We start from the raw sequence: 13691 nt of genomic DNA, 5'->3' as shown, positions 1-13691 counted from the left end.
TTTGCGCAGCATTATTCCCTTCACCCCGGCCCTCTCCCCATAGGGGCGAGAGAGCAAAGACCGCACCGGGCAGTCCCCTCTCCCCTATGGGAGAGGGTTAGGGTGAGGGGAACAAACGACTTAGATGTCGATATTCGCCGCTTTCAGGGCGTTCTCTTCAATGAAGGCACGACGTGGTTCAACCGCATCGCCCATCAGGGTGGTGAACAGCTGATCCGCAGCAATGGCGTCTTTCACGGTCACGCGCAGCATGCGGCGGCTTTCCGGATCCATGGTGGTTTCCCACAGCTGATCCGGGTTCATTTCGCCCAGACCTTTATAACGCTGAATGGAGAGGCCACGACGGGACTCTTTCACCAGCCACTCCAGCGCCTGCTCGAAGCTGGCAACCGGCTGACGGCGTTCGCCACGCTCGATGAAGGCATCGTCTTCGATCAGGCCGCGCAGCTTCTCGCCGAGCGTACAGATACGACGGTACTCCGCACCGGTCACAAACTCGTGATCCAGCGGGTAGTCGGTATCCACACCGTGGGTGCGCACGCGGATCACCGGCTCGAACTGCTGCAGCTCGGTGTTCTCGTTGATATCGAACTTCCACTGGCTGCCGTGCTGCTCGTTCTCGTTCAGATCGGTCACCAGGGTGTTCACCCAACGGGTCACGGCCTGCTCGTTACCGAGATCGGCTTCGGACAGCGTCGGCTGATAGACCAGCGCTTTCAGCAGCGTGCGCGGGAAGCGACGCTCCATGCGGCCAATCATCTTCTGGGTCGCGTTGTACTCAGACACCAGACGCTCCAGCGGTTCACCCGCCAGCGCCGGGGCGCTTGAGTTGGCGTGCAGCGTCGCGCCATCCAGGGCGATAGCGATCTGGTACTGATCCATCGCTTCGTCGTCTTTGATGTACTGCTCCTGCTTGCCTTTCTTCACTTTGTACAGCGGCGGCTGGGCGATGTAGACGTGGCCACGCTCGACGATTTCCGGCATCTGACGGTAGAAGAAGGTCAACAGCAGCGTACGAATGTGCGAGCCGTCGACGTCCGCATCGGTCATGATGATGATGCTGTGATAGCGCAGCTTGTCCGGGTTGTACTCGTCACGGCCAATGCCGCAGCCCAGAGCGGTGATCAGCGTCGCCACTTCCTGAGAAGAGAGCATCTTGTCGAAGCGCGCTTTCTCAACGTTGAGGATTTTACCCTTCAGCGGCAGGATCGCCTGGTTCTTACGGTTACGGCCCTGCTTCGCAGAACCGCCCGCGGAGTCCCCTTCCACGAGGTACAGTTCGGACAGCGCCGGGTCGCGTTCCTGGCAGTCTGCCAGTTTGCCCGGCAGGCCTGCTAAGTCCAGCGCGCCTTTACGACGGGTCATTTCACGGGCTTTACGCGCCGCTTCACGGGCACGCGCCGCATCGATAATTTTGCCAACCACGATTTTGGCGTCGGACGGGTTTTCCAGCAGGTATTCGCTCAGCAGTTCGTTCATCTGCTGCTCAACCGCCGATTTCACCTCTGAGGAGACCAGCTTGTCTTTGGTCTGAGAGGAGAACTTCGGATCCGGCACTTTTACCGAGACCACAGCGATCAGGCCTTCACGGGCATCGTCACCGGTGGCGCTGACTTTCGCTTTTTTGCTGTAGCCTTCTTTGTCCATGTAGGCGTTCAGGGTACGGGTCATCGCCGTACGGAAGCCCACCAGGTGCGTACCGCCGTCGCGCTGCGGGATGTTATTGGTGAAGCAGTAGATGTTTTCCTGGAAACCGTCGTTCCACTGCAGCGCCACTTCCACGCCGATACCGTCTTTCTCGGTGGAGAAATAGAAGATGTTCGGGTGAATGGGCGTTTTGTTCTTGTTCAGGTACTCAACGAACGCCTTGATACCACCTTCGTAATGGAAGTGGTCTTCTTTGCCGTCGCGCTTGTCGCGCAGGCGGATAGAGACGCCGGAGTTCAGGAATGACAGCTCGCGCAGACGCTTGGCCAGAATGTCATATTCAAACTCGGTGACGTTGGTGAAGGTTTCGAGGCTTGGCCAGAAACGGACCTGAGTCCCGGTCACGTCAGTTTCACCGGTAACCGCCAGCGGAGCCTGAGGTACGCCGTGGACGTAGGTTTGCTGATGCACTTTGCCTTCGCGGCGGATCAGCAGCTCCAGCTTCTGCGACAGGGCGTTAACCACAGAGACGCCCACGCCGTGCAGGCCGCCGGACACTTTATAGGAGTTATCATCGAACTTACCGCCTGCGTGCAGGACGGTCATGATCACTTCCGCCGCAGAGACGCCCTCTTCCGGGTGAATACCGGTCGGGATGCCACGGCCATCATCGGTAACGGAGACGGAGTTGTCGGCGTGGATGGTCACCACGATGTCTTTACAGTGACCCGCGAGCGCTTCGTCGATAGCGTTATCTACCACCTCAAATACCATGTGGTGCAGACCGGTGCCGTCATCCGTGTCGCCGATATACATACCCGGGCGCTTACGCACCGCATCCAGCCCTTTCAGGACTTTGATACTGGAGGAGTCATAAGAATTCGACATCAACGTTTCTCGCTCATTTATTCTTGGGTTAATCCGTTATTTTACCCTTTTCCACGTTAAACATCTTCGAATTTTCGTCCGACATGTCCATTACGTGTTCAGCGCTAATCGCGCTGACGAAAACCTGCGACTGTGTGGCTTTTAAGCGGCTGGCAAGCAGTCCGCGCCGCGCGTCGTCAAGTTCCGAGGCAAAATCATCAATCAGATACAGACAGCGTCGCCCGCTTTCACGGGTTAAGTACTCGCCCTGCGCCAGGCGCAGCGCGCACATCAGGAGCTTGAGCTGCCCGCGTGATAAGGTGTCCTCTACCGGCGCACCGTCGGCACGAATGCGGAAATCCGCCTTGTGCGGGCCGTGCGCGGTGTAGGTCAGCATGCGATCGCGCTCGAAGCTTCGCTCCAGCACCTCGGCATAATCCGTCTCTTTCTCCCAGCCGCGCTGGAAGGAGAAGCTCAGGGAGAACTCGGGTAAAAACTGCTGGCAGGTATCCGCCATGTCTTCCGCGATCCCGGCGCTGTATTCCGCACGCCAGCGGCTGATCTGCTCCGCCAGCGGGATAAGTTCTTTGTCCCACGCCCGCAGTTGGGCGTAGCGGGTCACCTGGCGCAGTGCGGCATTGCGCTGCTTCAGCAGCCGTTTCAGGTTGCTCCAGGCGGTGAAGAAGCCAGCTTCGTTATGGAAGCATCCCCAGTCGAGGAAGGCTCTTCTGTATTTGGGGCCGCCGTTGAGTAAAGTAAACCCCTCGGGAGTGATTAGCTGCATCGGCATCAGCAGCGCCAGCTCCGCCACTTTGTGGCCGTCGGTGCCGTCGATGCGCACCTTGCTGTCGCCATGCTTGTCTTTGGTCAGCCCGATGGCCGTCTCGTGCTCTTCGCCGTGCAATCGACCATGAAGCACGAACGCTTCCTGCTCGTGGCGAATAACGCGACCAATCTGCAAACTGCGAAACGCCCGGCCATGGCCGAGCGTATAGATGGCTTCCAGCACGCTGGTTTTGCCGCTGCCGTTGGCGCCAACCAGAAAATTAAAGCCGGGGGATAAAGCAAGATCCGCGCTTTCGATATTGCGAAAGTCGCGGATCAACAGGCGGGTGAGCGACATTACAGTCTCATTGGCATGACAACATAAGCCGCGCTTTGGCTGGCCGCATCTTCAATTTGTACGCTCGACACGGAGTCGGTCAGCAGAATACGTACGTTCTCGCACTTCAGCGCGTTCAGCACATCCAGCACGTAACTGACGTTAAAGCCGATTTCCATTTCGGTGCCCGCCGCGTAGGTGACATCGAGGATCTCTTCGGCCTCTTCCTGCTCCGGGTTGTTCGCCGTGATTTTCAACTGGTTTTCGCTCACGTACAGACGCACGCCGCGGAACTTCTCGTTGGAGAGGATCGCCGCACGGGCAAACGCCTGCTTGAGGATATCGCAGCCCGCTTCCAGCGTTTTGTCCGGGTTCTTCGGCAATACGCGGCGATAATCCGGGAAGCGACCGTCCACCAGCTTAGAGGTAAAGATGAAATCACCGACATGGGCGCGGATGTTGTTGCTGCCAATCTGCACGCGCAGCGGGGTTTCGCCGCCGTCGAGCATACGCATCAGCTCAATCACGCCTTTACGCGGTACGATCACCGAATGGTTCGGCAGCGTCACGCCAACCGGCATGGAGCAGACCGCCAGGCGGTGGCCGTCGGTGGCCACGGTACGCAGCTCTTCCCCTTCGGTTTCGAACAGCATGCCGTTTAAGTAGTAACGAACGTCCTGATGCGCCATGGAGAACTGAGTGGCTTCGATCAGGCGTTTCATGGTGGCCTGCGGCAGGGTGAATTCGACTTCACTCTGCCAGTCGTCCAGGTTCGGGAAATCAGCAGCAGGCAGCGTGGAGAGCGAGAAACGGCTGCGGCCGGAGCGCACCAGCATGCGGTCGCCTTCCAGCTGCACGGCAATTTCTGCCCCTTCAGGCAGGCCACGGCAGATATCAAAGAACTTACGCGCCGGAACGGTGGTTGCGCCCGCTTCGTGAGGCTGGGAAAGCGTCACGCGTGCGACCATCTCCATCTCGAGGTCGGTGCCGGTCAGCGACAGCGTGCCGTCTGCGACCTGCAGCAGCAGGTTACCGAGGATTGGCAGCGTCGGGCGGCCGCCTAAGGGGCCACTCACCTGTTGCAGCGGTTTTAATAAGTGTTCACGTTCAACGGTAAATTTCATAGCATCACGATGATAATGTTCTGATTAAATTGGAGAAGTCTTCTTTTATGTCGTGGCTTTCTTCACGCAGCTGCTCAATCTTACGGCAGGCGTGCAGCACGGTGGTGTGGTCACGGCCACCAAACGCATCGCCGATCTCCGGCAGACTGTGGTTGGTTAATTCCTTTGCCAGCGCCATCGCCATCTGACGCGGTCTCGCTACCGAGCGGGAACGGCGTTTCGACAGCAAATCTGCCACTTTAATTTTGTAATACTCCGCCACCGTCTTCTGAATATTGTCGATGGTGACCAATTTTTCCTGCAGCGCCAGCAGATCGCGCAGCGCTTCACGCACGAAATCGATGGTGATCGCCCGTCCGGTGAAGTTGGCGTTAGCGATGACGCGGTTCAGCGCGCCTTCCAGCTCACGAACGTTGGAACGCAGACGCTTGGCGATAAAGAACGCTACCTCGCCCGGCAGGCGAATGTCGTTCTCGTCCGCTTTTTTCATCAGGATCGCCACGCGGGTTTCCAGCTCCGGCGGCTCGATCGCCACGGTCAGACCCCAGCCGAAGCGGGATTTGAGACGATCTTCAACGCCGTTGATCTCTTTTGGATAGCGATCCGAGGTCAAAATGATCTGCTGATTGCCTTCCAGCAGCGCATTGAAGGTGTGGAAAAACTCTTCCTGGGATCGTTCCTTATTAGCAAAGAACTGAATGTCATCGATCAGCAGCGCATCAACGGAACGGTAGTAGCGTTTAAACTCTTCGATCGCGTTGTTTTGCAGGGCTTTTACCATGTCCTGAACGAAGCGCTCGGAGTGCATATACACCACTTTGGCATTAGGCTTGCGCGCCATGATGCCGTTGCCCACCGCGTGCAGCAGGTGCGTTTTACCCAGACCGGTTCCGCCATAAAGGAACAGCGGGTTATAGGCGCCGCCCGGGTTATCCGCTACCTGACGGGCGGCCGCGCGGGCCAGCTGGTTCGATTTACCTTCGACGAAGTTATCAAAGGTGTGTTTGACGTTAACGTTAGAGCGGTAGGTCGGCTCTGCCGGTGCCGGGACGTTATCCCAGCCAGCCCGCGGCGCAGGCGCGACGCGCGGCATATGAACCTGCGCGGTTTGCGCGGGTGCAGCGGCGACGTTAACGGTCTCTTTGAGAGTTTGGGTGACCGGTTTAGTGCCCACTTCAAAACGCAGCTGTGGGGCATCGGCACCGCAAAATTCGTTTAGCAGTCCATTGATGTTATTGAGGTATTTGTCCCTGACCCAATCGAGCACAAAACGGTTTGGCGCATACAAAGCCAGCGTGTTATCGCTCAGTTCCGCCTGCAACGGGCGGATCCACATACTGAATTCTGTGGCTGGTAACTCATCCTGCAATCGGGCAAGACACTGCTGCCAAAGCGAAAGTGACACGGCGGACTCCACTCGAACATAAAAAGAAAGCTATTGAATAGTCGTGATTGTAGACACACGTCGAAAGAACCCGGCGTTAAGGGGGACGTGCGAACCGCTATCTGCGGTTTTTTTACCTGCTCTGGATCCTGGGATCGCGATCAGGACCGCGGATCATAGCCTAAACTGCGCCAGAGATCTTCTGTTTCTCACAGTTTCTTCCAGATTTATCCACAGGAGGATCCGAAACCGGGTAAGTGTAAACGATCCTGGCGAAGCGACCCCGCGATTTAGGCCGCATATTGGAAAAATTAATGAGTAACGACAATTTTTTGCTTAAATGATCTAACGAAGATCCTGGACGATCCTTGCGATTTGCCCTGGAGCCCGTATAATTCCCCACCCGGCGCGTGGGACTCGATTTCCTGCGTCTGACGCAGCTCAATTTGCACGCTAAAAACGTGCGGAAAGACGCGGGAAATAAGGAAAGAGAATTGACTCCGGAGTGTACAATTATTACAATCCGGCCTCTTTAATCACCCATGGCTTCGGCGTCCATCGTTCGTTATTCGTTCGGACTCCATAAAAAGTCATTGAATTTATTCAAGTTTAGGTAGAAATCGCCATGAAACGCACTTTTCAACCGTCTGTACTGAAGCGCAACCGTTCTCACGGCTTCCGTGCTCGTATGGCTACTAAAAATGGTCGTCAGGTTCTGGCACGTCGTCGTGCTAAAGGCCGTTCACGTCTGACCGTTTCCAAGTAATTAAGCTAACCCCTGAGTGGTTAAGCTAGCATTTCCCAGGGAGTTACGTTTGTTAACTCCCACTCATTTCACTTTCGTCTTCCAGCAGCCACAACGGGCTGGCACGCCGCAAATCACCATCCTCGGCCGCCAAAATTCGCTGGGGCATCCCCGTATCGGTCTCACTGTCGCCAAGAAAAACGTTAAGCGTGCGCATGAACGCAACCGGATTAAACGTCTGACGCGTGAAAGCTTCCGTTTACGTCAACATGAACTGCCTTCAATGGATTTCGTGGTGGTGGCTAAAAAAGGGGTTGCCGACCTCGATAACCGTGCTCTCTCGGAAGCGTTGGAAAAATTATGGCGCCGCCACTGTCGCCTGGCTCACGGGTCCTGATCGGCCTTATCCGGGTCTATCAACGCCTGATTAGTCCGCTACTCGGGCCACACTGCCGTTTCAGACCGACCTGTTCGCAATACGGAATTGAGGCATTGCGCAGGTTTGGAGTGATAAAAGGCAGTTGGTTGACGGTGAAACGCGTATTAAAATGCCACCCTTTACACCCAGGTGGAGACGATCCCGTCCCTCCAGGACCTTTTGATACCAGAGAACACTAACGATGGATTCGCAACGCAATCTTCTTATCATCGCTTTGTTGTTCGTGTCTTTCATGATCTTCCAGGCTTGGGAGCAGGACAAAAATCCTCAACCTCAGCAGCAGGTCACGCAGACAACGACCACCGCAGCGGGTAGCGCCGCCGACCAGGGCGTACCGGCCAGTGGCCAGGGTAAACTGATTACGGTTAAGACCGATGTGCTTGAGCTGACTATCAACACCCGTGGTGGTGATGTTGAGCAGGCGCAGCTGGTGACTTACCCGAAAGAGCTCGGTTCTAACGAGCCGTTCCAGTTACTGGAAACCACGCCGCAGTTTATCTACCAGGCACAGAGCGGCCTGACCGGTCGTGATGCAGCAACTTCGCGCTGCACACCTTCCGTGGCGCGGCGTACTCCACGCCAGATACCAAGTACGAGAAATACAAATTCGACACCATCGCCGATAACGAAAACCTGAACGTCAGCTCGAAAGGCGGTTGGGTGGCGATGCTGCAACAGTATTTCGCGACCGCATGGGTACCGAATAACGCGGGTTCCAATAATTTCTACACTGCGAACCTCGGTAACGGTATTGCCGCGATCGGCTATAAGTCTGAGCCGGTTCTGGTTCAGCCGGGTCAAACCGGTAGCCTGGCCAGCACCCTGTGGGTTGGTCCGGAAATCCAGGACAAAATGGCTGCCGTGGCACCGCACCTGGATCTGACCGTAGACTACGGTTGGTTGTGGTTCATCTCTCAGCCGCTGTTCAAACTGCTGAAGTGGATCCACAGCTTCCTGGGTAACTGGGGCTTCTCCATCATCGTTATCACCTTTATCGTTCGTGGCATCATGTACCCGCTGACCAAAGCGCAGTACACCTCCATGGCGAAGATGCGTATGCTGCAGCCGAAGATTGCGGCGATGCGTGAGCGTCTGGGCGATGACAAACAGCGTCAGAGCCAGGAGATGATGGCCCTGTACAAAGCCGAGAAAGTGAACCCACTGGGTGGCTGCTTCCCGCTGCTGATCCAGATGCCAATCTTCCTTGCGCTGTACTACATGCTGATGGGCTCCGTTGAGCTGCGCCATGCGCCGTTCGCTCTGTGGATCCATGACCTGTCCGCACAGGACCCGTACTACATCCTGCCGATCCTGATGGGCGTGACGATGTTCTTCATCCAGAAGATGTCGCCAACCACCGTGACCGACCCGATGCAGCAGAAGATCATGACCTTTATGCCGGTCATCTTCACCGTGTTCTTCCTGTGGTTCCCGTCAGGTCTGGTGCTGTACTATATCGTCAGCAACCTGGTGACCATCCTTCAGCAGCAGCTGATCTACCGTGGTCTGGAAAAACGTGGCCTGCATAGCCGCGAAAAGAAAAATTCCTGATCCTCAGTAGGCCGGGTAAGCGAAGCGCCACCCGGCATAAAGAACAGTGATGACAGGGCGGTCTATTGACCGCCTTTTTTATTGCATTAAGAAGAGACAAACCATGAGCCATAACGACACTATCGTCGCCCAGGCAACCCCACCGGGACGCGGTGGTGTGGGTATTCTGCGTATCTCCGGCCTGAAGGCGCGCGAGGTGGCAGAAGCGGTGCTGGGCAAACTGCCAAAGCCACGCTACGCCGACTATCTGCCTTTCAAGGATAACGACGGTACGGCGCTGGATCAGGGTATCGCGCTGTGGTTCCCGGGCCCGAACTCCTTCACCGGTGAAGACGTGCTCGAACTGCAGGGCCACGGCGGGCCGGTGATCCTCGACCTGCTGCTGAAACGCATTCTGACCCTGCCGGGCGTGCGCATCGCCAAACCGGGCGAGTTCTCCGAGCGGGCGTTTCTCAACGACAAGCTGGATCTGGCCCAGGCTGAAGCGATTGCCGATTTGATCGACGCCAGCTCCGAGCAGGCCGCGCGCTCCGCGCTGAACTCGCTGCAGGGGGCGTTCTCCGCTCGCGTAAACCATCTTGTGGAAGCACTCACTCACCTACGGATCTACGTGGAAGCGGCCATTGATTTCCCGGATGAGGAGATCGACTTCCTCTCCGACGGCAAAATCGAAGCCCAGCTTAACGACGTGATGGCCGATCTCGACGCGGTGCGCGCCGAGGCGCGTCAGGGCAGCCTGCTGCGTGAAGGGATGAAGGTGGTAATTGCCGGACGTCCGAACGCCGGGAAATCGAGCCTGCTGAATGCCCTGGCGGGGCGTGAAGCGGCGATTGTGACCGACATAGCCGGTACTACCCGCGACGTGCTGCGGGAACATATTCATATCGACGGTATGCCGCTGCATATCATCGACACCGCGGGACTGCGTGATGCCAGCGACGAAGTGGAGCGCATCGGTATCGAGCGCGCCTGGCAGGAGATCGAGCAGGCCGATCGGGTGCTGTTTATGGTGGACGGTACCACCACCGCCGCCGTCGACCCGGCAGAGATCTGGCCGGACTTTATCGCCCGCCTGCCGGCAAAACTGCCGATCACCGTGGTGCGTAACAAAGCGGACGTGACCGGTGAAACGCTGGGCCTCAGCGATGTGAACGGTCACTCACTCATTCGCCTGTCGGCGCGTACCGGCGAGGGTGTGGATGAGCTGCGCAACCATCTGAAGCAGAGCATGGGCTTCGATACCAGCATGGAGGGCGGCTTCCTCGCCCGTCGTCGCCATCTGCAGGCGCTGGAAGAGGCGGCACAGCATCTGGATCAGGGCAAAGCGCAGCTGCTCGGCGCCTGGGCCGGAGAACTGCTGGCGGAAGAGCTGCGTCTGGCCCAGCAGGCGTTAAGCGAAATCACCGGGGAGTTTACCTCGGATGATTTGCTGGGGCGGATCTTCTCCAGCTTCTGTATCGGGAAATAAGTCCGTTTCAGCCCTCTGTTAAAAAGCCGCATAACGTTCATGTTATTGCGGCTTTTTTCTTTTCTGTATTACCCGAATAAATACCAAATATATCAGCTATATTCTCTGTGATTACAATCACAATTAATATCTCTGCACATAGACAAATATTCTCATTCGAATAATGTAGTAGCGTGTCTAATGAGGATAAATCAATGACGATTATCTTAAATACATACATCACCTCTAAGTGGTTCAATATTGACAATAAAATTGTCAATCACCATCCGTAATCTCCCTTCGCCTCATTTTCTCTATGCAACCTGAATAGACTAACACTCTATTTATCCGGTATGCCTGAAATCATTGCGCTTGTAGAACCGCAATAGCGCCTCTGCACGTCTGTGTTGGTGAGAATTATTCTCCCTACTGCGTGGCGTTATATCCAGCTCAGGCTTGCCGCTATTTATGGTTATTTAAAATAACCACCAGCACCGCTGCGATAAAAACAGGAATTATATAATGGAAAACTTCAAACATTTACCAGAGCCATTTCGCATCAGAGTTATTGAGCCGGTTAAACGTACCACAAGGGAGCATCGCGAAAACGCTATTATTAAATCAGGCATGAACCCGTTCCTGCTGGATAGCGAAGACGTGTTTATTGATTTACTGACCGACAGCGGCACCGGCGCGGTCACCCAAAATATGCAGGCCGCCATGCTGCGCGGTGACGAAGCCTATAGCGGAAGCCGCAGCTACTATGCGCTGTCCAACGCCGTGAATGAGATTTTCGGCTATCAATATACTATCCCAACCCACCAGGGTCGCGGCGCTGAGCAGATTTATATTCCTGTCTTAATCAAAAAACGCGAGCAGGAAAAGGGGTTAGACCGCTCGAAGATGGTCGCCTTCTCAAATTACTTCTTTGATACCACCCAGGGCCACAGCCAGATAAACGGCTGCACCGTGCGCAACGTCTATATCAAGGAAGCCTTTGATACCGGCATCCGTTACGATTTTAAAGGCAACTTTGACCTGCAGGGTCTGGAAAACGGCATCGAGGAAGTGGGTGCGAGCAATGTGCCTTATATTGTCGCGACCATCACCAGCAACTCCGCCGGTGGGCAGCCGGTGTCGCTGGCAAACCTGAAGGCGATGTATGCGATTGCCAGAAAATACGATATCCCGGTGGTCATGGATTCCGCGCGCTTCGCTGAAAACGCGTACTTTATTCAGAAACGTGAGGCGGAATATAAAGACTGGACCATCGCGGAAATTACCCGCGAAACCTACAAGTATGCGGATATGCTGGCCATGTCGGCGAAAAAAGATGCCATGGTGCCGATGGGTGGGCTGCTGTGCATCAAGAATGACGACTACTTCGACGTCTATACCGAATGCAGAACCTTGTGCGTCGTTCAGGAAGGCTTCCCGACTTACGGCGGCCTTGAAGGGGGCGCCATGGAGCGTCTGGCTGTCGGCCTGCATGACGGCATGGGCCAGGACTGGCTGGCATACCGCATTAATCAGGTGCAATACCTGGTCGACGGTCTGGAAGCCATCGGCGTGGTTTGCCAGCAGGCGGGCGGCCATGCTGCCTTTGTGGATGCGGGCAAGCTGTTGCCGCATATTCCGGCAGAGCAGTTCCCGGCGCAGGCGCTGGCCTGTGAGCTCTATAAAGTCGCAGGTATTCGCGCAGTTGAAATCGGTTCGTTCCTGTTAGGCCGCGATCCGAAAACCGGCAAACAGTTACCCTGCCCGGCAGAGTTGCTGCGTTTAACCATTCCGCGCGCAACCTACACGCAATCCCATATGGATTTCATCGTCGAAGCCTTTAAGCACGTTAAAGAAAATGCGATGAATATTAAGGGATTAACCTTTACCTACGAACCGAAAGTATTGCGCCACTTCACTGCAAAACTCAAAGAAGTTTAACGTCTCTCCCCGGGTGGCTAAATAACGTTAGCCACCCGCAAAAAACGATTAACAACGTCAAGCTTGCCACATTGATGGGGGCACCATGGAACAGACTTTAGAGTTAGAGACTAAACACTCCTCGGTGTGGGGTGTCATGGTTATAGCAGGTACGGTTATTGGCGGGGGGGATGTTTGCTTTACCCGTGGATTTGGCAGGGGCGTGGTTTTTTTGGGGCGCGTTTATTTTAATTATTGCCTGGTTTTCGATGCTTCACTCCGGGCTGTTATTACTGGAAGCAAATTTAAATTATCCTGTCGGCTCAAGTTTTAATACGGTCACCAAAGATCTGATTGGTAACAAGTGGAATATAGTCAGCGGTTTAACGGTTGCATTTGTTCTTTATATCCTGACGTATGCCTATATTTCCGCCAACGGCGCAATAATCAGCGAAACCATCGCCATGAATCAGGGGACGCACGTCAATCCCCGCATTGTGGGTGTCAGTACAGCGCTCTTCGTCGCTGCCGTATTGTGGTTTAGCTCATTAGCCGCCAGTAGAATTACCTCGCTGTTTTTAGGCATTAAGATCATCGCCTTTATCGTTGTATTTGGCTCCTTTTTCTTCCAGGTTGACTACTCGATATTAAGAGATATCAACGTCACCTCAGCCAGCAACAACTCCTACTTCCCCTATATCTTTATGGCCCTGCCCGTCTGTCTGGCGTCCTTTGGTTTTCATGGCAACATTCCCAGTCTCATCATCTGCTATGGCAAGCGGAAAGATAAGCTGATCAAAAGCCTGGTGTTCGGCTCGCTGCTGGCGCTGTTTATCTACCTGTTCTGGCTGTACTGCACGATGGGGAATATTACCCGCGACAGCTTCAACGAGATCATCTCGTCAGGGGGCAACGTCGATTCACTGGTGAAATCCTTCCTCGGTACCCGGCAGCACGGGGTTATCGAATTTTGCTTACTGGTATTCTCCAATTTGGCCGTAGCCAGCTCCTTCTTTGGCGTTACATTGGGGTTATTCGACTATCTTGCCGACCTCTTTAAGCTCGACAATTCCCCGTCAGGTCGTCTGAAAACAGTCATGCTGACCTTCCTGCCCCCTACGATTCTGTACCTGATCTTCCCGAACGGGTTTATCTACGGTATTGGCGGCGCAGGGTTGTGTGCGACCATCTGGGCGGTGATTATCCCAGCGGTTCTGGCGTTGAAAGCGCGAAAGAAGTTCCCGAATAAGATGTTTACCGTCTGGGGCGGGATGATGATCCCCTCGCTGGTGATCCTGTTCGGGGTCGCGGTCATTGTTTGCTGGTTCGGCAATGTCTTTAATTTCCTGCCGCGCTTTGGTTGAGCCCGCCCCTTTTCTGAGGTGATTTCCTGCGAGGAAATCACCTTTGTCCAAATGGCAACTCGCTAATAACGCTCTCTCCCCCTATTCTTCTTGCCTGCATTTAT

At 55.2% G+C, this 13691-nt stretch carries 10 protein-coding genes and 3 pseudogenes; 9 read left to right on the top strand and 4 right to left on the bottom strand.

Annotated elements, in window-relative coordinates:
• Window positions 1-120: 120 nt before the first annotated feature.
• From gyrB to dnaA, 4 genes are read right to left on the bottom strand one after another with little or no spacing between them, the layout of a single operon-like run.
• Window positions 121-2535, bottom strand: a complete 2415-nt coding sequence (gyrB, locus tag FHN83_RS11730; protein WP_039032238.1) for a DNA topoisomerase (ATP-hydrolyzing) subunit B — start codon at window positions 2533-2535, stop codon at window positions 121-123.
• Between the two features lie 28 nt (window positions 2536-2563).
• The gene (recF, locus tag FHN83_RS11725) at window positions 2564-3637 is read right to left on the bottom strand and encodes a DNA replication/repair protein RecF (RefSeq protein WP_139563887.1); all 1074 of its coding nucleotides are present in this window, start codon (window positions 3635-3637) and stop codon (window positions 2564-2566) included.
• On the bottom strand, window positions 3637-4740 hold the full coding sequence (gene dnaN, locus FHN83_RS11720) for a DNA polymerase III subunit beta (RefSeq protein WP_103177630.1): 1104 nt from the start codon (window positions 4738-4740) through the stop codon (window positions 3637-3639). Before dnaN ends, recF begins: the two co-directional genes overlap by 1 nt.
• A 4-nt stretch (window positions 4741-4744) precedes the next feature.
• Window positions 4745-6145, bottom strand: coding sequence for a chromosomal replication initiator protein DnaA (dnaA, locus tag FHN83_RS11715; protein WP_039032235.1), 1401 nt, complete (start codon window positions 6143-6145; stop codon window positions 4745-4747).
• 323 nt (window positions 6146-6468) lie between these two features.
• On the opposite strand from dnaA, the pseudogene FHN83_RS28980 reads away from it, so the two are divergent.
• The 9 genes and pseudogenes from FHN83_RS28980 to tnaB form a co-directional block, all read left to right on the top strand.
• A pseudogene (locus tag FHN83_RS28980) lies at window positions 6469-6519 on the top strand (hypothetical protein); the annotation flags it as partial.
• 230 nt (window positions 6520-6749) lie between these two features.
• A complete protein-coding gene (rpmH, locus tag FHN83_RS11710) occupies window positions 6750-6890 on the top strand; it encodes a 50S ribosomal protein L34 (RefSeq protein WP_003849659.1) in 141 nt (46 codons plus the stop codon).
• Between the two features lie 16 nt (window positions 6891-6906).
• Window positions 6907-7266, top strand: coding sequence for a ribonuclease P protein component (gene rnpA / locus FHN83_RS11705; protein WP_014072458.1), 360 nt, complete (start codon window positions 6907-6909; stop codon window positions 7264-7266).
• Window positions 7230-7487: a membrane protein insertion efficiency factor YidD gene (gene yidD / locus FHN83_RS11700; RefSeq protein WP_072036746.1), complete on the top strand. Its 258-nt coding sequence runs from the start codon at window positions 7230-7232 to the stop codon at window positions 7485-7487. Before rnpA ends, yidD begins: the two co-directional genes overlap by 37 nt.
• 2 nt (window positions 7488-7489) lie before the next feature.
• Window positions 7490-8859 (top strand): annotated as a pseudogene (yidC, locus tag FHN83_RS11695) (membrane protein insertase YidC).
• Between the two features lie 103 nt (window positions 8860-8962).
• Window positions 8963-10327 carry a tRNA uridine-5-carboxymethylaminomethyl(34) synthesis GTPase MnmE gene (gene mnmE / locus FHN83_RS11690; RefSeq protein WP_039032233.1) on the top strand — a complete coding sequence of 455 codons (1365 nt, stop codon included), beginning with the start codon at window positions 8963-8965 and terminating at the stop codon, window positions 10325-10327.
• A 194-nt stretch (window positions 10328-10521) separates the two neighbouring features.
• Window positions 10522-10599, top strand: a complete 78-nt coding sequence (gene tnaC, locus FHN83_RS28975) for a tryptophanase leader peptide (protein WP_138370951.1) — start codon at window positions 10522-10524, stop codon at window positions 10597-10599.
• A 229-nt stretch (window positions 10600-10828) separates the two neighbouring features.
• The gene (tnaA, locus tag FHN83_RS11680; RefSeq protein ID WP_139563886.1) at window positions 10829-12244 is read left to right on the top strand and encodes a tryptophanase; all 1416 of its coding nucleotides are present in this window, start codon (window positions 10829-10831) and stop codon (window positions 12242-12244) included.
• 85 nt (window positions 12245-12329) lie between these two features.
• Window positions 12330-13587 (top strand): annotated as a pseudogene (tnaB, locus tag FHN83_RS11675) (low affinity tryptophan permease TnaB).
• The last annotated feature ends 104 nt before the right edge of the window (window positions 13588-13691 follow it).

Source organism: Leclercia adecarboxylata, assembly GCF_006171285.1.
GTDB lineage: Bacteria > Pseudomonadota > Gammaproteobacteria > Enterobacterales > Enterobacteriaceae > Enterobacter > Enterobacter barmai.
The sequence above is the reverse complement of the archived record's forward strand: the minus strand, read 5'-3'. Positions and strand labels throughout refer to the sequence as shown.